At 66.8% G+C, this 23,807-nt stretch carries 21 protein-coding genes; 15 read left to right on the top strand and 6 right to left on the bottom strand.

Translation table 11 applies throughout. From position 1 onward, the window contains the following. Positions 1 to 44: 44 nt before the first annotated feature. Positions 45 to 791: a CPBP family intramembrane glutamic endopeptidase gene (locus tag C3B44_RS11040; protein ID WP_108432407.1), complete on the bottom strand. Its 747-nt coding sequence runs from the start codon at positions 789 to 791 to the stop codon at positions 45 to 47. Further along, complete coding sequence (locus C3B44_RS11035) at positions 788 to 1,939, bottom strand: amidase (RefSeq protein WP_108432406.1); 1,152 nt, start codon at positions 1,937 to 1,939, stop codon at positions 788 to 790. Before C3B44_RS11035 ends, C3B44_RS11040 begins: the two co-directional genes overlap by 4 nt. A 44-nt stretch (positions 1,940 to 1,983) precedes the next feature. Between C3B44_RS11035 and pheA the strand changes: the two genes are divergently transcribed. Together pheA and C3B44_RS11025 are read left to right on the top strand one after the other, a co-directional pair. After that, on the top strand, positions 1,984 to 2,934 hold the full coding sequence (pheA, locus tag C3B44_RS11030; RefSeq protein WP_108432405.1) for a prephenate dehydratase: 951 nt from the start codon (positions 1,984 to 1,986) through the stop codon (positions 2,932 to 2,934). Then, entirely contained in the window at positions 2,931 to 3,617 is a 687-nt protein-coding gene (locus C3B44_RS11025) for a histidine phosphatase family protein (protein ID WP_108432404.1), read from the top strand. The genes pheA and C3B44_RS11025 overlap by 4 nt, the downstream gene beginning before the upstream one ends. Here C3B44_RS11025 and C3B44_RS11020 read toward each other — a convergent pair. The 3 genes from C3B44_RS11020 to C3B44_RS11010 are packed head-to-tail and all read right to left on the bottom strand — an operon-like array spanning position 3,614 to position 5,833. Continuing rightward, positions 3,614 to 3,961, bottom strand: coding sequence for a metallopeptidase family protein (locus tag C3B44_RS11020; RefSeq protein ID WP_108432403.1), 348 nt, complete (start codon positions 3,959 to 3,961; stop codon positions 3,614 to 3,616). The genes C3B44_RS11025 and C3B44_RS11020 overlap by 4 nt on opposite strands. After that, positions 3,961 to 5,019, bottom strand: coding sequence for a septum formation family protein (locus C3B44_RS11015; RefSeq protein ID WP_108432402.1), 1,059 nt, complete (start codon positions 5,017 to 5,019; stop codon positions 3,961 to 3,963). The genes C3B44_RS11020 and C3B44_RS11015 overlap by 1 nt, the downstream gene beginning before the upstream one ends. A 49-nt stretch (positions 5,020 to 5,068) precedes the next feature. Continuing rightward, a complete protein-coding gene (locus C3B44_RS11010) occupies positions 5,069 to 5,833 on the bottom strand; it encodes a GntR family transcriptional regulator (protein ID WP_108432401.1) in 765 nt (254 codons plus the stop codon). A 101-nt stretch (positions 5,834 to 5,934) separates the two neighbouring features. Here C3B44_RS11010 and serS point away from each other — a divergent pair, with 101 nt between their 5' ends. Genes serS through glpK form a run of 4 tightly spaced genes read left to right on the top strand, consistent with a single transcriptional unit; the run spans position 5,935 to position 10,547 of the window. Beyond that, a complete protein-coding gene (serS, locus tag C3B44_RS11005; RefSeq protein ID WP_108432400.1) occupies positions 5,935 to 7,200 on the top strand; it encodes a serine--tRNA ligase in 1,266 nt (421 codons plus the stop codon). Positions 7,201 to 7,210: 10 nt separating this feature from the next. Next, positions 7,211 to 8,161: a lysophospholipid acyltransferase family protein gene (locus C3B44_RS11000; protein ID WP_412841946.1), complete on the top strand. Its 951-nt coding sequence runs from the start codon at positions 7,211 to 7,213 to the stop codon at positions 8,159 to 8,161. Beyond that, entirely contained in the window at positions 8,158 to 9,000 is an 843-nt protein-coding gene (locus C3B44_RS10995; protein WP_108432399.1) for an HAD family hydrolase, read from the top strand. Before C3B44_RS11000 ends, C3B44_RS10995 begins: the two co-directional genes overlap by 4 nt. A gap of 5 nt (positions 9,001 to 9,005) precedes the next feature. Then, the gene (glpK, locus tag C3B44_RS10990) at positions 9,006 to 10,547 is read left to right on the top strand and encodes a glycerol kinase GlpK (protein WP_235840393.1); all 1,542 of its coding nucleotides are present in this window, start codon (positions 9,006 to 9,008) and stop codon (positions 10,545 to 10,547) included. On the opposite strand, the gene C3B44_RS10985 is transcribed toward glpK, so the two are convergent. After that, positions 10,544 to 12,646, bottom strand: coding sequence for an N-acetylmuramoyl-L-alanine amidase (locus tag C3B44_RS10985; RefSeq protein ID WP_146183455.1), 2,103 nt, complete (start codon positions 12,644 to 12,646; stop codon positions 10,544 to 10,546). The two genes, glpK and C3B44_RS10985, sit on opposite strands and share 4 nt — an antisense overlap. A 226-nt stretch (positions 12,647 to 12,872) precedes the next feature. Between C3B44_RS10985 and glf the strand changes: the two genes are divergently transcribed. From glf to C3B44_RS10940, 9 genes are all read left to right on the top strand, one after another. Continuing rightward, positions 12,873 to 14,069 (top strand): UDP-galactopyranose mutase, encoded by a 1,197-nt coding sequence (glf, locus tag C3B44_RS10980; protein WP_108432397.1) that lies wholly within the window; start codon positions 12,873 to 12,875, stop codon positions 14,067 to 14,069. Between the two features lie 510 nt (positions 14,070 to 14,579). Beyond that, complete coding sequence (locus C3B44_RS10975; protein WP_108432396.1) at positions 14,580 to 14,870, top strand: three-helix bundle dimerization domain-containing protein; 291 nt, start codon at positions 14,580 to 14,582, stop codon at positions 14,868 to 14,870. Continuing rightward, entirely contained in the window at positions 14,867 to 15,205 is a 339-nt protein-coding gene (locus C3B44_RS10970) for an arsenate reductase/protein-tyrosine-phosphatase family protein (protein ID WP_235840394.1), read from the top strand. The genes C3B44_RS10975 and C3B44_RS10970 overlap by 4 nt, the downstream gene beginning before the upstream one ends. Positions 15,206 to 15,690: 485 nt before the next feature. Then, positions 15,691 to 16,335 carry a three-helix bundle dimerization domain-containing protein gene (locus C3B44_RS10965; protein WP_108432394.1) on the top strand — a complete coding sequence of 215 codons (645 nt, stop codon included), beginning with the start codon at positions 15,691 to 15,693 and terminating at the stop codon, positions 16,333 to 16,335. A 200-nt stretch (positions 16,336 to 16,535) separates the two neighbouring features. Then, complete coding sequence (locus C3B44_RS10960; RefSeq protein ID WP_235840395.1) at positions 16,536 to 18,509, top strand: glycosyltransferase; 1,974 nt, start codon at positions 16,536 to 16,538, stop codon at positions 18,507 to 18,509. After that, on the top strand, positions 18,499 to 19,041 hold the full coding sequence (locus C3B44_RS10955) for a phosphatase PAP2 family protein (protein WP_108432393.1): 543 nt from the start codon (positions 18,499 to 18,501) through the stop codon (positions 19,039 to 19,041). Before C3B44_RS10960 ends, C3B44_RS10955 begins: the two co-directional genes overlap by 11 nt. Before the next feature lie 38 nt (positions 19,042 to 19,079). Next, positions 19,080 to 20,081 (top strand): decaprenyl-phosphate phosphoribosyltransferase, encoded by a 1,002-nt coding sequence (locus tag C3B44_RS10950; RefSeq protein ID WP_412841947.1) that lies wholly within the window; start codon positions 19,080 to 19,082, stop codon positions 20,079 to 20,081. A 60-nt stretch (positions 20,082 to 20,141) separates the two neighbouring features. Then, a complete protein-coding gene (locus C3B44_RS10945) occupies positions 20,142 to 22,139 on the top strand; it encodes an arabinofuranosyltransferase AftB family protein (RefSeq protein ID WP_235840396.1) in 1,998 nt (665 codons plus the stop codon). 235 nt (positions 22,140 to 22,374) lie between these two features. After that, complete coding sequence (locus tag C3B44_RS10940) at positions 22,375 to 23,409, top strand: alpha/beta hydrolase (protein WP_108432391.1); 1,035 nt, start codon at positions 22,375 to 22,377, stop codon at positions 23,407 to 23,409. Positions 23,410 to 23,807 lie beyond the last annotated feature (398 nt).

Here is a 23,807-nt window from a genome sequence, read left to right as displayed (position 1 = left end):
GGAACCGCGCTGCGTGTGTGCGCTGAGAGGTTGCTTCTAAACGCTTAGGTGCCGCCCGGAGTCGGCAGTAGCCACCCCAGGTGGGGTGCGAGGAGGGCGTAGCCGACGAAGGCGATGGCGTCGATAAGAAAGTGGGCGATGATCAGCGGGGTGATCCGCCCGGTGCGGGCGAAAAACCACCCGTAGACCACGCCCATGACGATGTTGCCGAGCCCGGCCGAAATCCCCTGGTAGAGGTGGTAAGAGCCACGCAGCAGGGCGGAGGCCGCCAGCGCCCCGGCCAAGGGGATGCGCAGCTGGCGCAGGCGCGTCATCAGCCAGGCGACCACGACGATCTCCTCGCCGAACGCGTTCGCCGCCGACCAGGTCAACAGCAGCGGGATTTCGGTGAAGGCGTTATCAAAGCCCGTCGGCACCACCACCTTCGAGAGGCCTAGCTGCACCGCGGTGACATAGAGCGCGAGCCCGGGGATGCCGATGATCGCGGCGAGAAGCGCACCCCACCCCAGATCCGAGGCCCGCGGATCGGTCAGGCGCCGGCCGTCATAAGCCAGAAGCAGCAGGGCGAGTGCTCCCCAGGCGAAAAGGACGAGGGCGGAGCTGAGTTGGAGGGCGACGTCGAGAAGCGGCAGCGGTGACTGCGACTGGTTGAGGGTGACCTGTTGCTCGTTGAGGGAGGTGGGGGCGAGCAGGTCGTCGATAAGCCGCAGGATCGCCCGCAGCCCCGAGGTGCCGAAGGTGACCGCCGTGACCACGAGGATCTCGGCCCAGAGGCGGCGGTTATTCGTCACTGCGGCAGTTCTGCGGCCAGAGCCAACAGTTGGGCGTCGGTGAGGGTGAGGCTGGCCAAGTGCACGCTCGCCGGCTGCGGGCGGTTCGGCACCGGCCAGGGCAGCGCGATCGCGCACGAGCCGGACATGTTGAACAACGAGGTCCACGGGGTCCAGCGGGTCTGGGCGGCGAAGTTCTCCTCCGGGGAAAGGGAGCTAAACGTGCCGGTTTCCGGGGGATCGCCGGCCAGTGTGGGGGTGAGCAGGACGTCGACGTCGTAGTGGCGCGCCATCCGGGCCTTGAGCACGCGGGCATAGGTCTGGGACTCCGCGTATCGACGAGCGCTCACCTTCGCCCCGCGCTCGCGCAGCCACGCGGCTATGTAGTCGGCCTCCTCCAGGCTGGTGAGCCCGTAGCTGAATAAGTCGATGAAGCGCTCGAAGGTCTCGGTGGCCTCCGGCCAGGTGGAGACCTCGACGACCTCGTGGCCGGCGGCTGCGAGGTGCTCGGCCGCCTCGCGAGTGGCCTTCTCCCACTCGGGCTGGACGTCGGTCTCCGCGAGGATCGGCTCGGTGAGCAGGCCGACGCGCACGCGGCGATCGAGGCGCGGCGTGATCTCGTGCAGCAGGGCCTGGTCGTCGATGCTGGTGGTCATAAAGCCGTGGACGGCGATCGTGTGCGCCGAAGGCTTGAAGCCGACGAGCCCGCACGCCGCGGCCGGCACGCGGATCGAGCCGCCGCCGTCGGAGGCGTGGGCTGCGCGGACCAGCCCGCGGGCCACCATCGCGGCCGCCCCGCCCGAAGAACCGCCCGGGGTGTGTCCCGGCCAGATGGGGTTATCGACGTGCGGCAGATCCCTCGGCTCCGCATCCACCGTCAGTCCCAGCTCCGAGGTGCTCGACTTGCCGGGGATCACCGCGCCGCGGGCCTCGTAGGCGGCGATGAAAGGATGCGTTTCCGTCGCGATGTGCATCCGCCGAGCCGAACCGAAGGTGGTGGGCATGCCGGCGACGTCGTAGAGATCCTTCGCCGGGATCACCCAGCCGTCAAGATCCCCGGAGCCGGTGGCCGGGCGGGTGAGGTGCAGGTGGCTAAATCCGTGTTCGCTGGGGGTGAGCCCGGCGATCTTCTCGGCGAGCTCGCGGGCGGCGGGGATGATCTCAGTCATGGGAAACACTGTAGGCGCTCGCGCGCTCCGATATTCTGGGGCCCATGTCCGAGCAAGCACCCACCCCACCCACTGTCGCGTACCTAGGGCCCGCGGGAACGTTCACCGAGCAGGCCTTACGCGGTTTCGCCGCCGCCGGGGTCTTCGGCACCGAGGACCCGGAGACGCTCCCGGTGGCCTCGCCGGCGGCGGCTCTCGACGCGGTGCGCGAGAACGCGGCGCGCTGGGCGGTCGTGGCCATCGAAAACTCCGTCGACGGCGCCGTGACCGGCACCTACGACGCGCTCGTCGAGGGAGACAAGGACGTCCAGATCTTCCACGAGTACGAAATCGAGATCGCGTTTGCCATCATGGTGCGCCCCGGCACCCGCCTCGAGGACGTGCGCACGTTCGCCACCCATCCGGTCGCGCACCAGCAGGTCCGCCGGTGGCAGGCGCGCCACCTGCCGGAGGCCGAGTTCATCCCCGCCTCCTCGAACGCGGCGGCCGCGGAGATGGTCGCTGCGGGCACGGTGGATGCCGCGGCCGCCCCGGCCCGGGCCGCCGAGCTCCTCGGGCTGGAGACGCTCGCCGAGAGTGTCGCCGATGAGAAGGGGGCGCGGACGCGGTTTGTGGTCGTCGGCAAGCGAGACGTCCCCACCGCCCGCACCGGCAACGACACCACCCTCGTGGTGTTTACCCTGCCGCATCGCCCGGGCACGCTCGTCGAGGCCCTGCAGGATTTCGCGCTGCGCGGCGTCGATATGTCGCGCATCGCCTCGCGGCCCAACCGCGCCAACTACGGCGAGTACCTGTTCTACGTGGACGTCGTCGGGCATATCAGCGACCCGCCGGTCGCTGAGGCGTTGCGCGCGCTGTGGATGCGCACCGACGCGCTGTATTTCCTGGGCTCGTGGCCTTCGGTGCGCGATGATCGGCGCAAGGCGGTGGATCTCGATAGGCTGCACCAGGCCGACGAGTGGGTCAACGCCGCGAGAAAGGGACATCTTCCGTGACCGCCGAGGGACGCATCATCCTAGTTCGCCATGGGCAGACGTATTCGAACGTCGAGAGGCTGCTCGATACCCGCCCGCCGGGCGCCGAGCTGACGGACCTCGGCCGTGAGCAGGCCCGCGCGGTGGGCCAAGAGCTCGCCGAATACTGCGGAGTCACACGCGGTAGCCTCGGGCGCATCGCCGAGGTGCTCTGCGGGATCTCGCTGCGCACCCGCCAAACCGCCGCGCTTGCCGCTAGCGCCCTCACAGACGCCGCCGGGCTCCCCGCGGATCGCCTCAAGGTCCGCACGGTCACCGGCATCCACGAGATCGCCGCCGGGGAGATGGAGATGCGTAACGACGCCGCCGCCCACCTCGCCTACGCCGAGGCGATGTCCGGCTGGCTGCACGGGGCTCCCGCGGCCCGGATGCGCGGCGAGCGCGGCGAGACCCTCGGCGAGATTCTCGCCCGCTACCGCCCAGTGCTCGACGAGCTCACCAGCGTGCTGGCAGACGGTAAAGACTGCATCATCTTTTCCCACGGGGCGGTGATTCGGACCGTCGCCACGCATGCCACCGGCGTGGATCCGGACTTTGCCCTGGCGAACTACGTGCCGAACTGCCGTTTCGTGGTGCTGGCGCCGCGCGGGCGGGCCTTCGGCGAGTGGGAGCTGGTGCGCTGGGCGGACGCCGCGCTGCCCTAGCCCCAGCCGAGCTCGTGGAGGCGGTCTTCTTCGATGCCGAAGTAGTGGCCGATCTCGTGGAAGAGGGTCACGCGCACCTCGTGGGCGAGCTCCTCATAGGTGGTGGCGAGCTGCTCGAGGGCCTCTTTATATAAGAAGATCGCATCCGGCAAGTACCCGGTGTGATCGAAGGTCCGCTCGGTCAGCGGCACGCCCTCGTAGAGCCCGAGGGTGGAAGGCTCCTCCTCGTGGTAGGGGCGCACGAGGACCACGACGTTGCCCATGCGCTCCACGACGTGGGCGGGCACGGTATCGAGGGCGTCGTTGACCAAGCTGTCGAACTCCTCGTCGCTGACGCGATACATTAGTGGACCTGCGGCTGGTCGCTGTCTCCGGTCTCTGCTTCGGCGGGGCCTTGCTCCATCGAGGCCTCGCCGGAGGGCTCCTCGGCCGGGGCGGCCTCGTCGACCTGGAAGTTCTCCGGGTCGGCGGCCGAGCCGGTCAGAACGGAGAAGCCGCCCTCTTCGTGCGCGTGGACGAGGTAGCAGTTCGTCGAGCGCGACCCGCCGGCCCACGACGCCGGCGGCACCGGGATCCAGTACGGGGTGAGCTCCATCTCGCGCAGCTTATCGCCGCCGCCCACGTAGTCCTCGCCCGCGGCGGTGCAGGCCTCGAGCAGGTGCTCGTCTTGCTTCTCGACGTCCGGCACCTCGTTTTCGAACACCGGGTTCAAATCGACGGTCTCGGTGACCTCGAGCTGGTGCGGCTCCGAGCACTCGACGGCGCTGAGCTGGTCGGCGGAGTCGATGGCCACGCAGTCGCCCGGCTCGAAGGTGCGGGCCTGGTCCTGCTGGGCGACATAACCGCTGGTGGCCAGCACGTTGCCCTCTCCGTCGGTGGACTGCAGCCCGCACAACAGGGTGCGATCGCCTTCGGCCCACTTGTCTTCCGGCGGCAGGATCGAGGCGATGGTGTAGCGGCCGGCGGGGTCGAACTGGCCGTCGAGGTAGCGCAGGGTGGGCGCCTCGCACAGCTCCTCGCGCAGCTGGGCCTGGCGGGTGATGCCGGGGCGCTCGGCGTCGGCACCGAACTCGCTGGTGGGGTAGGTGGCGAGATCCTCGCGGGTGGAGACCTCGAAGCGGTGCTCGCCTTCGCAGTCGGCGCGTTCGAACTGTTCGATCTCGCCGTCGGCGTTGAGCGACCACGTCAGGCACGTGCCGGCATCCGCGGTGGTGAAGGGCGCGGCGGTGGTCGTCGGGCTGGCTTCCTCGGTGGCGGAGGCACCCTCGGCGGTGGCGCCGTTTCCCTGCGACTGGGAGGCTAGTCCGTAGCTGCCGACGGCGACGGCGCCGACCAGTGCCGCCACCAGGGAGGTGCGGATGGCGGCCGCCGAGCGCCAAGAATTCGATCCGGGGGAAGTCATAATGCATCCATTGTGCACTCCCACGCCGGGCAAGTCACGTTAGGAAATGTCAGGAACCGGCCTGCGAGCTCCTCTCGATATGCGAGGACAACTGGTAGCGGTCGGTGCGATACACCGAGGAGCACCACTCGACCGGGGTGCGCTGAGAGCGGGAGTGCCGCACGATGGACAGCAGGGGGGTGCCGGGTTCGACGTCGAGAAGCGGGGACTGGCGCATGCTCGCGGCGACGGCGGTGACCGACTGATCGGCGTCGGTCACGGGGTGGCCGAAGGCCTCGTCCAGGATGGCGTAGACGGAGTTATAGACGTCGCGCTCGAGGAGGTCCGGGGCGATGGCGGCGTTATACCAGCCGTCGTCGATGGCATAGGGGATGTCGTCGCCGAGGCGCAGCCGCCGCAGGTGGATCTGGACGGTGCCGCGCTCCGCGCCGAAGAACTCGTTGACCTCGTCGGGGGCGGCGGTGCGCTCGGAGAGCAGGATCCGGGAGGTGGCGGTGACGTCCTGGGCGCTCATCTCCGCGGAAAAGGACGCCAAGTGCAGGTGCGAGACTAGCGTGTTCGGGGCGACGAACGTGCCCTTGCCGCGCACGCGCCGCAGCTTGCCGGCGGCGACGAGGTCCCCGATCGCGCGGCGCACCGTGATGCGCGAGACGCCGTAGTACTCCTCGATCACCCGCTCGCCGGGCAGCATGTCGCCGGGCTGCAGCGTGGTGGTGGCCATCTGCTCGAGCAGGTCGCGGAGTTGGGCGTGCTTGGGCACGGGGCCGTCGACGATTTCTAGCGCGGGCAGAGCCGAAACATCGTGCGGAGACATGTGACCTATTCTAGTCGCCTGGTTATGACCGGTCTAGGGGAAGCGGTGACGTTTCGCCCGCACAGATGCGCCTGGCGGCAGTCACGCTAGAATTAGCTGGTGTGATTGATCTGAAGCTTCTCCGCGACAACCCCGACCTCGTCCGCACCTCGCAGCAGACCCGCGGCGCTGATCCGAGCCTCGTCGATAAGCTGCTCGAGGCGGACGCCCGCCGCCGCGAGGCGATCCAGAACGCCGACGCCTTACGCAGTGAGCAGAAGGCCTTCGGCAAGAAGATCGGCCAGGCTAGCCCCGAGGAACGCCCTCAGCTTTTGGAAGGCTCCAACGAGCTCAAGGCACGCGTCAAGGAAGCCGAGGAGGCCCAGAAGGCCGCGGAGCAGGACGTCAACGACCTGCAGTTCAGGATCGACAACGTCGTGGAGGGCGCGCCGGCCGGCGGGGAGGACGACTTCGTGGTCCTCGAGGAGATCGGCGAGATCCCGCAGTTCGACTTCACCCCGCAGGACCACCCGGATCTGGGCGAGTCGCTGGGGCTGATCGACATGGCCCGCGGCGCCAAGGTCGGCGGCGCCCGCTTCTACTACCTCACCGGCGACGGCGCCTTCCTGCAGCTCTCGCTCATGCTGCTCGCCGCGCAGAAGGCCCGCGAGGCCGGCTTCAAGCTCATGATCCCGCCGGTGCTCGTGCGCCCGGAGATCATGGCCGGCACGGGCTTCCTCGGAGAGCACGCCGACGAGGTCTACTACCTCCAAAACGATGACCTGTACCTGGTGGGCACCTCTGAGGTCGCCTTGGCCGGCTACCACAAGGATGAGATCATCGACCTGAAAGACGGTCCACTCAAGTATGCGGGCTGGTCGAGCTGCTTCCGTCGAGAAGCGGGATCCTACGGCAAGGACACCCGCGGCATCATCCGCGTCCACCAGTTCGACAAGCTGGAGATGTTCGTCTACTGCGACCCGGCCGAGGCCGCTGAGCAGCACCAGGCGCTGCTCAACATGGAACGCGAGATGCTCGCCGCCATCGACGTGCCCTATCGCATCATCGACATCGCCGGCGGGGACTTAGGCTCCTCGGCCGCCCGCAAGTTCGACACCGAGGCGTGGATTCCCACCCAAAACACCTACCGGGAGCTGACCAGCACCTCGAACTGCACCACCTACCAGGGCCGGCGCCTCAACACCCGTTTCCGGGACGCGGAGAACAAGTCGCAGGTCGTCGCCACCCTCAACGGCACCCTGGCCACCACCCGCTGGCTGGCGGCGATTTTGGAGAACCACCAGCAAGCCGACGGCTCCGTGGTGGTGCCGGAGGCGCTGCGGCCGCTCGTCGGCAAGGATGTCCTCGTCCCGGGCACCGCGAAGTAACCGGCGCGCCATGAGCGAGACGCCCGCCGATTACCACTACGAGATGGTCGGCCAGTTCCGCGTACCGGCCGGCCTGCCCGAGGTGCCTGAGCACCCGCGCGAGCCCCGCGAGTTCCCCTACGGGCGCATCATTCTGCCCGCCATCCGGAAGATCCTGCGGCTGCAAGGCATGCGGATCACCTGCGTCGGCGCCGAGAACCTGCCGACGACCGGCGGCGCGCTGATCGCCTCGAACCACACGAACTACCTCGACATGTGCTGGGTGGGCGTGCCGGCCCAGCTGCGTGGCAAGCGGCTCGTGCGCTACATGACGAAGAAAGAGGTCTTCGACATCCCCGTCGTCGGCGCGATCATGCGGGCGATGAAGCAGGTGCCCGTCGATCGCTTCGCCGGCCGCTCGTCGATCGCCGAGGCCGTGCGCTACCTGCGCGCCGGGCATCTGGTGGGGGTCTTCCCCGAGGCCACGATCTCGCGCTCCTTCGAGCTCAAGGGCTTCAAAACGGGTGCCGTGCGCATCGCCGCCGAGGCGCACACCCCGCTGATCCCCCTGGTCTCCTGGGGCGGGCAGCGCACCTGGACCAAGGGCGGGAAGAAGCACCTCGGCCGCCACCACTTCCCGGTACGGGTGCACGTGGGCGCGCCCGTCGACACCAGCGGCACACCCGAGGAGGCCACCGCCCGGCTCAAGGCGGCGATGCAGGAGCTTCTCGACGACGCCCGCCACGCCTACGAGGCCGAGTACGGGCCTTATGAAGGCGGGGAGAGCTGGCGGCCGGCCGCGCTCGGCGGCGGGGCCCTGACGCTCGCTCAGGCCGACGAGCTCGATGCGCAGTACCGGGCGGAGAAGAAACGCCGCCACGACGAGAAACAGGCGGCGGCGGAGAAGAAGGCCGCCCAGAAAGCCGCGCGGAAGGCCCGCGGCTTGTGGGGCCGTGTGACAAGGAAGCTGAGCAGGTCATGACATCCGACTGGTCACCGCGCCTCATCGTCAGCGACATCGACGGCACGCTCATCGATTCCCGCGACCGCGTCCCCCAGCGGGTGCGCGCGGTGATCGGCCGGGCCGTCGCGGCGGGCGCTGAGGTCGCGCTGGCCACCGGGCGCCCGCACCGCTGGATCCACATGGTGCTCGAGCAGCTGCCGGTCCGCCCGGTGTGCGTGACCTCGAATGGGGCGGTGCTTTACGACGCGGGCCGCGACGAAGTCATCGCCACCCACACCATCTCGCCGGACACGATGGCCCGGGTGCTGGCGGCGGCGCGCCGGGCATTGGAGGACGTCGGCGGGGTCAGCGTCGCCGCCGAGCGCGGGGGCAAAAACTCCCGCGACATCGCGGAAGAGATCTTCGTCGTCGGGCCCGGCTACCTGCACACCTGGTCCGAGCAGGGCTTCGGCGAGGCCGCCGAGGACGAGGTGATCTCCGTGCCCGCGGTGAAAATGATCCTGCGCAACGACTTCTTAAGCGCCCCGGAGATGCACGCGCGCATCGCCCCGCTTATCGACGACGCCGAAGCGCACCTCACCTATTCCATGAACGAGGGCCTCATCGAGGTCGCCGCACCGGGGGTGACCAAAGCCTACGGGGTGCACACGCTGACCCAGCTGCACGGCATCGATCAGCGTGACACCGTCGCGTTCGGCGATATGCCCAACGACATCGAGATGCTGCGCTTCGCCGGCTATGGCGTGGCGATGCGCAACGCGCACCCCGGCGTGATCGCGGCGGCGGACGTGGTCACCAGCAGTAACGACGAAGGGGGAGTCGCCGACGTGTTGGAGCAGTGGTTTCCGGCACAATAACCCGTGTGACTTTTCAGCAGGACAGTGACTCTCTGAGTGAATCCCCCGGCCCGCGCCTGATCGCCGCCGTCGATCAGGGCACGACCTCGACGAGGTGTGTCCTTCTCGATCGTCGGGGGAAGGTGCTGACCTCCGCGCAGTTCGAACACGAGCAGATCCTGCCCGCGGAGGGGCTCGTCGAGCACGACGCCCTGGAGATCTGGGCGAACGTGCGCCGCGCCGTCTCGGCCAGCATGGCGGAGATCGACGCGGCCGCCGAGGACATCGCCGCCCTGGGCTTAAGCAACCAGCGCGAGACCGCCATCGTCTGGGAGAAGGCGACCGGGAGGCCGATCTACAACGCGATCGTGTGGCAGGACACCCGCACCGCCCACATCGGCGGTGAGGACCCGGCCCGGTGGCTGAAGCAGACCGGCCTTTTGGCGAACTCCTATCCGGCGGCGCCGAAGATCGCCTGGATCCTCGATCACGTCGACGGCGCCCGCGAGCGCGCCGAGCGCGGCGAGCTGCTCGCCGGCACCATGGACAGCTGGCTGATCTGGAACTTCACCGGCGGCGCCCACGGAGATCACGGCCGCCCAGCCGCGCACGTCACCGACATCACCAACGCCTCGCGCACCCTGCTCATGGACCTGGAGACCGGCCAGTGGGATACGCAGCTGTGCGAGCAGTTCCGCGTGCCCATGAACATCCTGCCCGAGATCCGCCCGTCCATCGGGGAGATCGCGCACGTGCGTGAACGCGGCGGGCTGTCCAAGGTGCCGATCACCGCCGTTTTAGGAGACCAGCACGCCGCCCTGTTCGGCCAGGGCTGTTTCCACCCGGGAGATGCGAAGAACACCTACGGAACCGGGCTGTTTTTGTTGATGAACACCGGCGACGTCCCGCAGTTTTCCCACCACGGGCTTTTGACCACCGTCGCCTGGCAGATCGCCGGCGAGCGCCCCGTCTACGCTTTGGAGGGCTCGGTGGCGGTCGGCGGCTCGCTCATCCAGTGGTTGCGCGATCAGATGGGCATCATCGACACGGCCGCCCACAGTGAGGTGCTCGCCCGGCAGGTCACCGACTCCGCGGGCGTGGTCATCGTGCCTGCGTTTTCCGGGCTGTTCGCGCCGCGCTGGCGCAGCGACGCCCGCGGCGTCATCGTCGGGCTGACCCGCTTCACCGACCGCCGCCACATCGCCCGCGCCGCCTTGGAGGCGACCTGCCTGCAGACGAAGGAGGTCGTCGACGCCATGGTGCGCGACTCCTCGGTGGAGCTGAACACCTTGCGTGTTGACGGCGGCATGGTCTCCAACGACCTGCTCATGCAGCTGCAGGCCGACATCCTCGGCACCTCCGTCGAACGCCCGGTGACGATCGAAACCACGGCTCTCGGCGCCGGGTTCGCCGCCGGCTTAGGCGCCGGGCTCTTTCGCGACACCGAGGAGATCGCCGGGCTCGTCGACATCGAGGCGAGCTTCAACGCGCAGATGCCCGCGCAGAAGCGCGGGCATCTCATCGAGCAGTGGAACGCCGCCGTCGAACGTTCCTACGGGCTCGCCTAGTTGGTGGTGATGGTCAGGTGGTTGGTCTCCGGGTCGTAGGAGATCGAACCGCCCTCGAACTCGACGGAGGTCTTCTCGGTGCCGTCGGAGGACAGCTGGCTGGAGGTCGGCATGCCCAGCGGGCCGGCGTCGAAGCCCTGGCCTGCCCAGGCGTCGGCGATCGCGCCCCACAGCGCCTGGGTGCCGGTGTCGTCGTCGGAGACGATGATACCGTTATCGAAGAGCGCGAACGACGAGTTCTCGCCGTTGCCCTGCGCGGTGGTCTCCCCACTGCGGGATTCCCCGAGCACCGGGCCGAGCGCGGAGTAGACCGCCTTCCAGGTCCTCTCGATCTCGGAGTCGCCGCTTAAGGAGACGACGCCGTCGATAATCGGCGGCAGGTCGGAGATCTTCAGTCCCTCGAAGATCTCGATGTCGCCTACCGACGAGCTGCTACCCGGGGTCGCGCCCTGCGCGGCCGCGGCGGCGAGCACGACACCGGCGATGGAGCCGGCGATGGCCAAGATGGCGCCGATGTCGCCGTTCAGCGCGTTCGCGATCAGATCCAGCGGGGTGGTCTGCTCGTTGCTGGCCGAGGCGGTCGTGGTCGTGGGCTCGGAGGTGGTCTGATCGCGATCCTGCGCGGTGGTTTCGGTGGTCGACGTGGTCGACGTGTTCTGGCCGCTGCCGGTGGTGCCCTGCTTGATCTCGTCGTAGCGCTGCTTGGCCACCGAGCGGATCGTATCCATCTGCGCGTACAGGTACTGGCCCGGGCACGCGTTGTAGTGGAAGTCGCGGTGGGCGTTGATGTTCGGGAACATGCCGCCCTGGCCGCGGCTGTAGCGTGAGCCGTTGAAGTCGAACTCTGCGTAGTGGCGGTCCTGGCCCGTCGGGTCGAAGCCAGAGATGGCGGCCTTCCAGCCGGCGAGCTTGCCGAGCGAGTTCAGGGCTTCCTGGGAGGGCTGGGCGGTCTCGTAGTTGCCCAAAACGGACACGCCCCAGGTGTTGCCGTTGAAGCCGCCGACGTGCGCGCCCTGTACGGCGCGGTCCAGGCCACCGGCGCGGCCCTCGTAGATCTGGCCGTACTTATCGACGAGCGCGTTGTACCCAATATCGCCCCAGCCCAGGGTCTGGCCGTGGTAGGTCTGGATGCCGCGGACGATGCCCGGGGCCGCCTGGGCACTGTAGTTGTTGGAGCCGGCGGTGTGGTGCACGGTCACCGCGGACACCGGCTCGTTGTAGTAGACGTTGCGCAGGTTTTCGTTGGCGCTCCAGCCCGCGCGGGAGACGACGTTCGGCATGCCGTCGGTGGTGCTGGCCAGATCGATGCCCTCGTTGATGCCGGCCTCGAGGTCCGGGTCGATGAGCACGGTCTCGATCTCGCTGGCCTTAATCGGGCCGTTGTCCTCGACCGTGGTTTCCTGCTCGGCGTCGGCGACCGGCTGGATGTCGCCGTAGTCCGACGGCAGGTCCGGCAGCTGGCCCTGTTCGGTGGCCTCGGTGGGCTCGGTCGCGGGGTAGTCCAGGTTGTCGCCCATGGTGGAGTCGATGCCGGCGCCCGCGACGGGGGCCTCCTCCGGGACGTTGGCGAGGGAGGCCTCGTCGGCGGCGGTGTTCTCCTCGTCGGTGATGCCGAGGTCGACGCCGGCGACCGAGACCTGCACGCGGTTGGTCGGTTCGACGTAGATGAGGTCGGTGCCCATCTTGCCGTCGACCGGCACTTCCTCCATCGGGGCGGCGGCGTACCAGGGGCCCCACTCGCCGTCGTCGTTCTCGGCGCGGACGTAGGTGGCGAAGTCGGCGTTCTCCCGCTCCCAGGTCAGGGCGAACATGGAGAACTCCTCGTCGGAGGTGAACTCCTTGACCGTCTTCGGGCCGGGCACACCGCCCTGGGAGGCGATGGCGGCGTCGTCGACCAGGACGTTGTCGCCGTCGGCGAAGCTCAGGCTGGCCTGGTTCACCTCGACGGAAGAACCGCCCTCGGACTGGGCCTGGTAGATGGTGTTGCCGCCGAAGGCCATGGTGGCAACGAGGGCGACGATGGCCGTCACGGCGATCGTCGGATGTCCTCGCAGTGCTCCCATCGGTCCCTGCGGGGCGATGCGGCGTCGTTGCTCCACGTGAATGCTCCTCATTTGACAGGCGTTAAAAATGATATTTCTGCAACGCTAGGGATAGTAGTACACGTATGAGGTATATGGTAATCCAATTAACGAAAGGTTCATCTGGGGCTAGATAGATTTAAGTTGTGTAAGTGACATAATGTGTCGCCGGTGTGCCGTATCTGCGCCGGTGGGGCCGTGTGTCCCCGGGTCGGGGAGGGCGACGTCGATTAGCCTGGGCTTCATGACTTATGACCTCTTCGTCGTTGGATCTGGACTCTTCGGGCTCACCGTGGCGGAACGCGCCGCAACCCAGCTGGATAAGAAGGTGCTCATCATTGAGCGCCGCGAACACTTAGGCGGCAACGCCTACTCGGAGGCCGAGCCCGAGACCGGCATCGAGATCCACAAGTACGGGGCCCACCTGTTCCACACCTCGAACGAGCGGGTCTGGAAGTACGTCAACCAGTTCACCGACTTCACCGACTATCAGCACCGCGTGTTCGCCATGCACGACGGCACCGCCTACCAGTTCCCGATGGGACTCGGCCTGATCAACCAGTTCTTCGGGCGCTACTACTCCCCGGATGAGGCCCGCGCGCTGATCCAGCAGCAGACCGACGGCCTCGACCCGAAGGACGCCGACAACCTCGAGGAGAAGGCCATCTCCCTGATCGGCCGCCCGCTCTACGAGGCGTTCATCCGCGACTACACCGCCAAGCAGTGGCAGACCGACCCGAAGAATCTGCCCGCCGGCAACATCACCCGCCTGCCCGTGCGCTACACCTTCAACAACCGCTACTTCAACGACACCTTCGAAGGCCTGCCCGTCGACGGCTACGCCGCCTGGCTCAACAACATGGCCGACCACGAGAACATCGAGGTCCGCCTCGATACCGACTGGTTCGACGTCCGCGAAGAGCTGCGTGCTGCCAGCCCCGAGGCCCCGGTTGTCTACACGGGCCCGCTCGATCGCTACTTCGACTACTCCGAAGGCACCCTCGGCTGGCGCACCCTGGACTTCGAGCTCGAGGTCTTAGACACCGGAGACTTCCAGGGCACCCCGGTGATGAACTACAACGACGCCGACGTCGACTACACCCGCATCCACGAGTTCCGCCACTTCCACCCCGAGCGGGCCGACCGCTACCCCAAGGACAAGACGGTCATCATGAAGGAGTACTCGCGCTTCGCGGAAAAGGAAGGCGACGAGCCCTATTACCCGATCAACACCCCGGAAGACCGCGAGATGCTCGAAGCTTATCGACGCCTCGCCGCCGCCGAATCCGAAAACCACCGTGTCCTCTTCGGCGGGCGCCTGGGCACCTATCAGTACCTGGACATGCACATGGCGATAGCCAGCGCACTCATGATGTTCGACAACCACCTCGCCCCGTTCTTCAACGACGGCACGCCGCTGAGCCAGTCGCGCGGGCACTAGGGTTTTTCGCTCTTAGTAGCTTGCTTTTCGGTGCGTTTTGAGTTTGCTGCTGCACAAACCCTTGAACGAAGATGCTTGAGGGGAGCGTCCTTCAAGGGTTTGCGTGTTCGCGCCGCGGAACCGACCGCGACCGGGGTTGAGTCCCGGCATCCGCATGCCGTGCTAGCGCTGGTCGAAATCACCCTCATAGAAAGGGCTCTCGCGAGGTCGAGATCAGCACTCCTTTAGGGGAGGCTGCTTTCGACCAGGCGAGCGCGCGGGCGCTTGAAGCGGATGTGATGGGCTCCATACGGGACTGTTGGGGAAGGTGTGACTGGTGGTGCGACTGACTGTCAGTGCCTGACGTGCCGCACACCGATCCCGTATACCGTGCTAGCGCTGGTCGAAATCAACCCTCATAGAACAGGCCCTTGAAGCCTTTGTGCGTAGACCCCGCGGAACCGGGCGGCGCCATCGCTGATTGTGGCTATGATGGGGGTCACACATGGAATCGATCAGGGGGTATAACTCATGACCGTCCCGGAATCCAATGAAGTGAAGTTCAAAGCCCTGCGCGATGACCTGCATCGCCGCTATGACCACGTGGTCGACTCCGCCGAGGTGGATCGCGTACTCGATGAGCTCATCGACGACCACGCCAGCAAAGCCAACGTCCAGACCTTCGTTCCGATCATCGTCGAACGCGATGCCGCCGAAGCCCTCGAGGATCGAGGCTGCGCGATGAGGAGCGGAGCAACCGCCGTCGCAAGATCCTCTTCGTCTGCGAGCACAACACCGGTCGTTCGCAGATCGCCTCGGTGATCGCGCGCCACCACGCCGAAGACCGGGCGCTGATCCGCTCGGTCGGGCCTGATCCGCAGCCGATCGGCAACGCGGAGATCGTCAACCAGCTCAACGAGCGTGGTTACGATACCTCGCTGGTCTACCCGAAGGAGCTAACCTCGCGCACGATCTACGAATCCGACTACGTCGTGCTTATCGGCGGCGACGAGTTGGATGGCTTCCGCGACAACGCCGCGGAGGAGTGGCACATCGACGACCCCGAGACGATGGATGCTGACGGCGTCAGCAAGGTGATCGACGACATCGACGCCCGCGTGCGCAACCTCCTCGAGCAGGAAGGCGTCCTCGACTAGCGTCCGCGGGACCCTTAAAAACCCGTCTGGAGAACCCCTCCGGGCGGGTTTTCTGATGCCCCAAAAACGACCCTAAGGTTACCGCAAGGTTAACAACCGGGGCGCTTTAGGTGAACGGCATCGTCGCAGTTGAGGGCGTTTTTCGCACCTAATCCGCCTGAAGAAAGTTTATAAGCGCAGGTCAGGGCTTGACCTTCGCTGCCGTGTCCAGTAAGTTAAATTTACGTGAACGGCGAACGGCCGTACTGTTAACCGAATGGGTTAGCGGCCGCGACAGTCGCAGAAAGGAGTGTCTGGACGTGAGCACAGATGATCCGCTGGCGTCGACACGCTCCGTGTCTCGCCACGACAACTGATCCTCACCCTAAAAAGGATCCCGTCCGTGCCCCGGCGCCTCGCCGGGACAGCGCAAAACAACATCAAGCATCACGAGCACGGACCACGACTGACTTTTCAACACACTGCATTAATCAAGGAGTCAAATCATGAGCACCATGGATACTGATCAGGTTCTCGCAACCATCCGCAACGACCTGCACCGTCACTACAGCCACGACCTCGACAACGCGGAGATCGACCGCATCTTCGACGAGATCGTCTCCGAGCACGAGGCCCGTGCCACCCAGACCCGCTTCCTGCCGGTGCTGGTGGAGCGCGACGCCGTCGAGAAGATCGAGAACATCGTCTTCACCGAGCCGCTGCGCACCGCCCAGTCCCGCCGCGACGTCCTCTTCGTCAACCGGGACAACGGCACCATGGCCGAGGTGGCGGCCGCGCTGCTCGAGGTCCGCGTCGGCGATCGCCTGCGCGCCGCTGCCGCCGGCACTCACCCGGAGAACTCCTCCGACGAGAAGCTTTTGGCCGAGGCCCGCAAGCGCGAGCTGGACAAGAACCGCAAGCGTCGTCCGACCTCGCACCGCGTGCTCGATACCCCGGAGATGACCATCTACCTCAACAGCGATGAGACCCGCGACATGGGTGGTCGCCGCCACTTGGTCTGGGACCTCCCGTCGACCGACGGCATGAACGAGGCCCAGATCGCGGAGCTGGTCGATGAGCTCGACAAGCGCATCAACGGTCTCATCGAGCTGCTGGATGTCGCCCCGGCTGAGCCGGCGCTGGCTTCCTAGAAGCACAGCCCGAACTACGCATGACCCCGCCTGCCCGGCAGGCGGGGTTTTGCTCTGTTCTATAGCCCCGCCGGCGCGGGTGCATTCTAGGTGGCGTAATTCTCTCGCGTCGCGACGCGTGGCAGGCGGGCGTTGGTGCCCGTGGCCGTTACTGTTGTGACTAATCGAGTGTCCGCTGAAGAAAGAAGTTTCGAAGCATCGTGAACACACCGAATCCCACTGTCGCGACCGATCGCATCCTCTCCCGTATCCTGCTGCCCCGCCAGGGCGAGCCGCAGGACGTGCGGATGCTCTACCTCGTCGAAAACGAGGACAACAAGGAGCGCCTGCACTGGGATAACCGTTTCTCCGTGCGGGTCCCCGGCGGCGCCGAGGCCTCGTTCGAGACCTACTTCAATGCCTTCCCCGCCTCCTACTGGCGTCGCTGGTCCCAGCTGGATTCGGTCCAGTTGACGATGCGTATCGACGGCACCGCCTCGATCTCGATCTATCGCTCGAAGTCGAACGGCACCCGCGTGGCCATCGACACCCACCTGGTCACCGACGAGCGCGTCACCTTCGACCTGGCGCTGAAGAACTTCGAAGACGGCGGCTGGCTCTGGTTCGACGTCACGGCCGAGACGGACACCACGATCTCCGAGGCCGCGTGGGTCGCCCCGGTCGACGCCGGCGAGCAGCAGCTTCCCGACGGCCGCACCATCCCCGCCTCCGAGCGCCGCGTCAGCGTCGGCATCCCCACGTTCAACCGCCCGGCCGATGCGGTCGCCGCCCTCGAGGCGCTTACCGAGGACCCGGTCATCGACGACATGATCGACGCCGTGCTCATGCCCGATCAGGGCACCCAGCACCCGGCGGATGAGCCGGGGTACGAGGCGGCCGTCGAGAAGGTCGGCGGGCGTTTCCACGAGTTCCGCCAGGGTAACCTCGGCGGCTCGGGAGGCTACTCGCGCATCATGTACGAGGCCTTGGGCGACGGCGCCGCCGGCGCGGCCGAGAGCCCGTTCGTGTTGTACATGGACGACGACATCGCCATCGAACCTGATTCCATCCTGCGCGCCGTGCAGGCGGCTCGTTATGCGGCCAGCCCGATCATCGTCGGCGGCCAAATGCTCAACCTGCAGGAACGTTCGCAGCTGCGGACGATGGGCGAGGCCGTCGGCACGCATGATTTCATGTGGACCGCTGCCGCACACAGCGTCTATGACCACGACTTCGCCCACTACCCGCTCGGTTTCTTGGGCCATGACCGCGACCGCAAGAACCCCGACGCCTATAACTCGCGGGCGCTGCACCGGCGCATCGACGTCGACTACAACGGCTGGTGGATGTGCCTGTTCCCGCGCGTGGTCGCCCAAGAGATCGGGCAGCCGCTGCCGCTGTTCATCAAGTGGGATGACGCCGAATACTCCTTACGCGCCGCCGCCCATGGCTTTGCGACGGTCACGTGGCCCGGTGCCGCCATCTGGCACATGGCCTGGGCCGACAAGGACGACGCGATCGACTGGCAGGCCTACTTCCACCTGCGCAACCGGCTCATCGTCGCCGCGCTGCACCACGACGGCGACGCCGAAGGCATCGTGCGCTCCATGCGGAAGTCCACCTTCAAGCACATCGCGTGCATGGAGTACTCGACGCTCGCGATCCAGATCGAAGCGATGCGCGACTTCCTCGCCGGCCCGGATCAGCTCTTCGAGATCCTCGACACCGCCCTGCCGCGCATCCAGAACGTGCGCAAGAAGTACTCGGATGCGGTGGTGATCGACTCCGCCGCCGAGCTGCCGGCCGCCACCGGCGCGCCGGGCGTGCCGCTCAAAGACGTCGGCGGGCGCCTGGCCAAGATCAAGAAGATCCCCTGGCTCCTCAAGGGCGTTAAGCACCTGCTGAGCAGCGAAGACCCGCGCCACCACGCAGCCCCGCAGCTCAACCTCACCGCCGAGGAGGCGCGCTGGTTTACGCTGTCTCGGGTGGATTCGGCGACCGTGTCCACCGCGGGCGGCACCGGGGTGGCCTTCCGCAAGCGCGACCGGGCGCTGGCCCAGGAGCTGGTCGAGGAGACCCGCCGGGTGCACAAAGAGATCGTCGAGTGCTTCGACGAGATGAAAAACACCTACCGCGCCGCTTTTGCGGACCTGACCTCGCGGGAGAGCTGGAAGCAGGTCTTCGATGCCCAGTAACGCCATAAGCGAGTCGATCTCGCGCCTGGAGGCCGCGGAGGCCGACGTACTCGTCGTCCTCCAGCGCGCCATCGGCGATAACCCGCAGATCTACGCCGGCGCCCGGGGCCTGTCGCATCTCGGCGAGCACGCCCTCGGTTGGTTGCTTCTAGCGGGGGGAGGGTTTGTCGTCGATAAGCGCCGCCGGAGGCAGTGGTTCGCCGTGGGCACCGCGGCCTTCTGCTCGCACGCGGCTTCCGTGGTGATCAAGCGGGTGGTGCGCCGGCGCCGGCCGGACGACGAGCGCATCACCGTGGGCGTGGGCACGCCATCGAAGCTGTCGTTTCCTTCGTCACACGCGACGTCGACGACGGCGACGATGGTGGCGCTGGCGGACATGACCGGCAATAAACTGCCGCTTGTCGGTATCCCGGTGATGATGATCTCGCGTATGGTTCTCGGCGTGCACTACCCGACGGACACTCTCGCCGGTGCCGCGATCGGGGCGACCACCGCCCGGGCATGCATGGAGACGGAAAGGAGCACCCGGTGAACCAGCCGCATCACCCCTCGGACGCCGACCACGCCGAAATCGGCCACCCCCGCACCTATCCGGCGGAGGGCACCCCGGGAATCTTCCACTCGGAGCCGCACACCGAGGCCATCGACAACACGCGCAAGCGCCAGGCCCCGAAGAACCTTCCCGACGCGATGCTCAAGTCGCTGCGGCCGAAGCAGTGGGTCAAAAACGTCCTCGTCGTCGCCGCGCCGCTCGCCGCCGGCTTCGAGGCGTTCACGCTGCGCACGCTTATCGACGTCATCCTCGCCTTCGTCGTCTTCTGCCTCGCGGCGAGCTCCATCTACTTGGTCAACGACGCCAAGGACGTCGACAGCGACCGCGAACATCCCACCAAGCGCTTCCGCCCGATCGCGTCGGGCATGCTGCCGATCAACCTGGCGTATGCGATGGCGGTCATCCTCATCGTCGCCTCGGTGGGCCTGTCGCTGCTCGCCACCGAGGGCACGGGCCTGGCGATCGTCGCGGTCGTCTACATCGGCCTGCAGCTGGGCTACTGCTTCGGCTGGAAGCATATCCCGGTGATCGACATCGCGCTGGTCTCCTCGGGTTTCATGCTGCGCGCCATGGCCGGCGGTGTCGCCGCCGGCATCGTCTTGAGCCAGTGGTTCCTTCTGGTTGCCGCCTTCGGCTCGCTGTTCATGGCCGCCGGCAAGCGCTACGCCGAGCTGCTGCTCTCCGAGCGCACGGGCGCGAAGATCCGCAAGTCCCTGCGCGGCTACACCCAGACCTACCTGCGCTTCGTGTGGACGGTCGCGGCTGCCGCCGTCGTCATGTCCTACGCCCTGTGGGGTTTCGAGCTGTCCAACTCCGTCGCCGACGCCGCCGCGATCTGGTACCAGGTCTCGATGGTCCCGTTCATCATCGCCATCCTGCGCTTCGCCTCCGCGGTCGACCGCGGCGACGGCGGTGCGCCCGACGAACTCGCCCTCCAGGACCGCGTCCTGCTCGTGCTCGCGCTGCTGTGGCTGGCCTGCATCGTCATGGGCGTCTACGTGGTCCCGGCGCTGTCCTAGGCGGCTGTACTAGAAACTTGTCTTTTCTCGGGTCGCGTAAAGACTGGTAGTTTCTTTCTCATGACCACGGCACTACGCGCTGAGGTGGACGACCCCGGGGAGCACGACCACCTGCGAGGCGATGCCGCCAGGCTGCTCACCCCGGTCACTGTTGCCGCCTCGGTAGTGGCTATCGGGCTGATCGCCGCCATCGGCGGCTGGATGCGGCGCTGGATGAGCGACGACGGGCTTATCGTCCTTCGCACCGTCCGCAACCTCCTGGCCGGCAACGGCCCGGTGTTCAACGCCGGCGAGCGCGTCGAGGCGAACACCTCCACGCTCTGGCAATACCTGATCACGCTCGGCTCGCTTATCAGCGATGCCCGCCTAGAGACGATCGCCCTGTGGCTCGCGCTCATACTCACGGTGCTGGCCGGGGTGATTGCCGCGGTGGGCGCTGCCTGGTTCCACGGCCTGCGCTCAGGGCTTGTCTACCTGCCGCTGGGCGGTCTCATCTACTTCGCGCTGCCGCCGGCGCGCGACTTCGCCACCTCCGGACTCGAGTGGGGCTTATCGATCTTCTGGCTTGCCGTATGGTGGGTGCTTCTGGTCTGGTGGGTGACCTACGCGCACGAGGCTTCGCGCTCGGAGGCGGGACGCCACCGCCTGCCGAGCGGACCGCCGCGAGACTGGCCCACCTACATACTCGCCTTCTGGTGTGGGCTGTCCTGGCTGGTCCGCCCCGAGCTGGCCCTCTACGGCGGGGTGACGGGCATCGTGCTGCTTGTGGCGGTGCGCCGCCCACACCAGATCGCCGGCATCCTCGCCGCCGCGCTGCCGGTGCCGCTGGGATACCAGATCTTCCGCATGGGCTACTACGGGCTGCTCACCCCGCACACGGCGGTGGCCAAGTCCGCCTCGGATGCGCAGTGGGAGGCTGGTTTTGAGTACCTGCACGATCTTAACTCTCCTTATCTTCTGGTGATTCCGATAGTCGCCGCGCTCGTCGCGGCGGCGGCGCTGCTTCTGCGCGCCGCGGGGGGGCGCGGGGAGCGCGACGTTGTTGCTGACGGTGTTGCTGAGTCGGCCACCGCGCCGGGCTGGCGTGGTGTGCTGCGCACCCGTGCCGGGATCGCCGCGCTCGTGCCGGCGGTTGCGGTGTTGCATATCGCGTATGTGCTGCGTGTCGGCGGCGACTTCATGCACGCGCGCATGTGGCTGCTGCCGCTGTTCGCCATCCTCATGCCGGTGATGGTGGTCCCGGTCGTGGACTACTACCGCGGCCGGACCACCGACGTGCTGGCTCTGCTCGCGGCGGCCGTCGTGGTGGTGTGGGCCTGGATCGTCATGAGCCGGGGCACCGACCACGTCGACTGGCAGGACTTCGAGGCCGGCGGAAAAGAGATCGTCGACGAGCGCGAGTTCTGGACCTACCACACCGGCCGCGAGCGCGGGAACCCGCCGCTGGTGGCGGCCGACTTCACCGACGTGCCGGAGTTCGGCACCTGGCCGCAGGGCATCGAGGAGATGCTCGACGACAACGCCGCGGTCATGATGCCCTACGCCATCGATGGGAAGAAGGAGACCGGCTGGTACGTCATCGACCGCGCCGCCGGCGATACGGAAAGCGAGCACCTGCCGCCGAGCGCCTATCACCTCAACCTCGGCATGACCAGCGCCAACGCCCCGCTCAACGTCCGGGTGCTGGACACGGTCGGCTTGGCGACGCCGCTGGCCGCCCGCCAACCCCGCGACGAAGACGGCCGGATCGGCCACGACAAGACCCTGCCGTGGGCCTGGCAGGTCGCCGACACCGACGCCGATGTCACCGACATCCCGGGCTGGATCGATGTCGACGACACACTTGCCGCCCGCGCCGCCCTGCGCACCCCCGAGATCTCCGAATTGCTCGCGAGCTACCGCGAGCCGATGAGCGCGCAGCGCTTCTTCAGCAACATCGCTTGGGCGTTCGGTAGCGGCCGGAGCCTGGAGGTTCCCGAGGATGGCTGCGAGCTTCTCGACGACCACACGATCGCCCGCCTCGAGCGCCAAGCCGCCGAGATAGTTTCTCAAGGGTAATTTTTCGGACCAAGCTGCCGGGTGTCGATGGGCGGGTTACGCTAACCCAGGCGGCGCCCCGGGGGGTGTTAGTACGGGCTAGGAAAATCCTCAGCCGTACGTTATGCTTTTGAGGCATTACCGCGCAGGCACGTAACGCACAGTGGCGGTGCCGCGATTACACAGGTTGATGCAAGAAAGTCGACACCGCAGGCCCAGCGGGCGGTGCGGAATCGATCACAAAGCTAGGAGAAGCATGTCTACCATCACCGCTGGCGCGCAACGCGTCGCCCGCATGGCATTGGCGCTGGTTACTGCGGTTACCCTCGCTGTGACCCTGATGCTGGTCCCCAACAACTCTGCGCAGGCACAGGATAACCGTGGCTGGCTGCGCCCGGATGCCACCGGCACCTGCGAGTGGGATCCGAACGTCCAATACTGGGTCCAGCGTTGTGACGTCTGGTCGGCGTCCATGGGCCGCAGCATCCCGGTCCAGATCGTGCCGGCTGCCCGCGGCGGTAACGCCGCGCTGTACCTGCTCGACGGCCTGCGTGCCACCGAGCGCACCAACGCGTGGGTGAACGACACCAACGCCGCGCGCACCTACGAGAACACCAACATCACCCTCGTGATGCCGGTCGGCGGTACCGCGTCCTTCTACGCGGACTGGGCGGGTCCGGCCACCTATGACCTGCAGAACCCGGTCAAGTACCAGTGGGAGACCTTCCTAACCAGTGAGCTGCCGGACTACCTGCAGCGTTACTTCGGCGTCGCCCCGAACAACAACTCCGTCGCCGGCCTGTCCATGGGCGGCACCGCGGCGATCAACCTGGCGTCGCGCCACCCGGACCAGTTCCGTCAGGCCCTGTCCTTCTCCGGCTACCTGACCATGACCCTGCCGGGTGCGCAGACCCTGCTGCGCGTCGCACTTCTCGACGCCGGCGGCTTCAACGTCAACGCCATGTACGGCTCGATGCTCAACCCGCGCCGCTTCGAGAACGACCCGTTCCTCAACATGGGCGGCCTGCGCGGCACGGATGTCTACGTCTCCGCGGCCTCCGGCATCCCGTCCCCGGCGGATCAGAACATCGCGCCGCAGCACGTGGCCTCCGGCGCTGCGCTGGAGATGATCTCTAACCTCTCCACCCGCCTCTACGCCGGCAAGGCTCGCTTCGAGGGCATCAACCTCACCGAGAACTACCCGCCGACCGGCCTGCACAACTGGAACCAGTTCGGCTACCAGCTCGACATCACTAAGGGTCGCGTCCTGGACGTCATGAACGCTTACTAGTGGCTTGGTGCCGGTTTCGGCTCCGCTGGTTGCAGGCCCGCCTCCTGGGAAAACGCCTGGGAGAGCGGGGCGTTTGGCGTTTTTCGGAGTGTTTGGGTTTGAATGCGCATGTTGCGCTACCGCTGGTCGAAAGGAGGGGTATAGAAAGGACTGTTCCTTTCGACCTCGGGAGACTCGTTTCTGGGCGCCTCCTTTCGACCAGCGTTAGCGCTGCATAAGTCTTGGGGTGTACGTGCTCTCGGTGGCCCGCTTCCCGCCACTCGCCCGGGGTTGCGCGTGTAAACGCTTAAAGGGAGATGCTTGAGGGGCGCGCCCTTTAAGCATTTGCGCGCAAAAATGGCCTGATTTGGCGTCCTTCAAGGTTCTTCCTTCAAGCATTTGTGCGAGGCCGAACGAAA

Source organism: Corynebacterium yudongzhengii (genome assembly GCF_003065405.1).
GTDB lineage: Bacteria > Actinomycetota > Actinomycetes > Mycobacteriales > Mycobacteriaceae > Corynebacterium > Corynebacterium yudongzhengii.
This window is presented reverse-complemented; position numbering and strand designations above follow the sequence as displayed.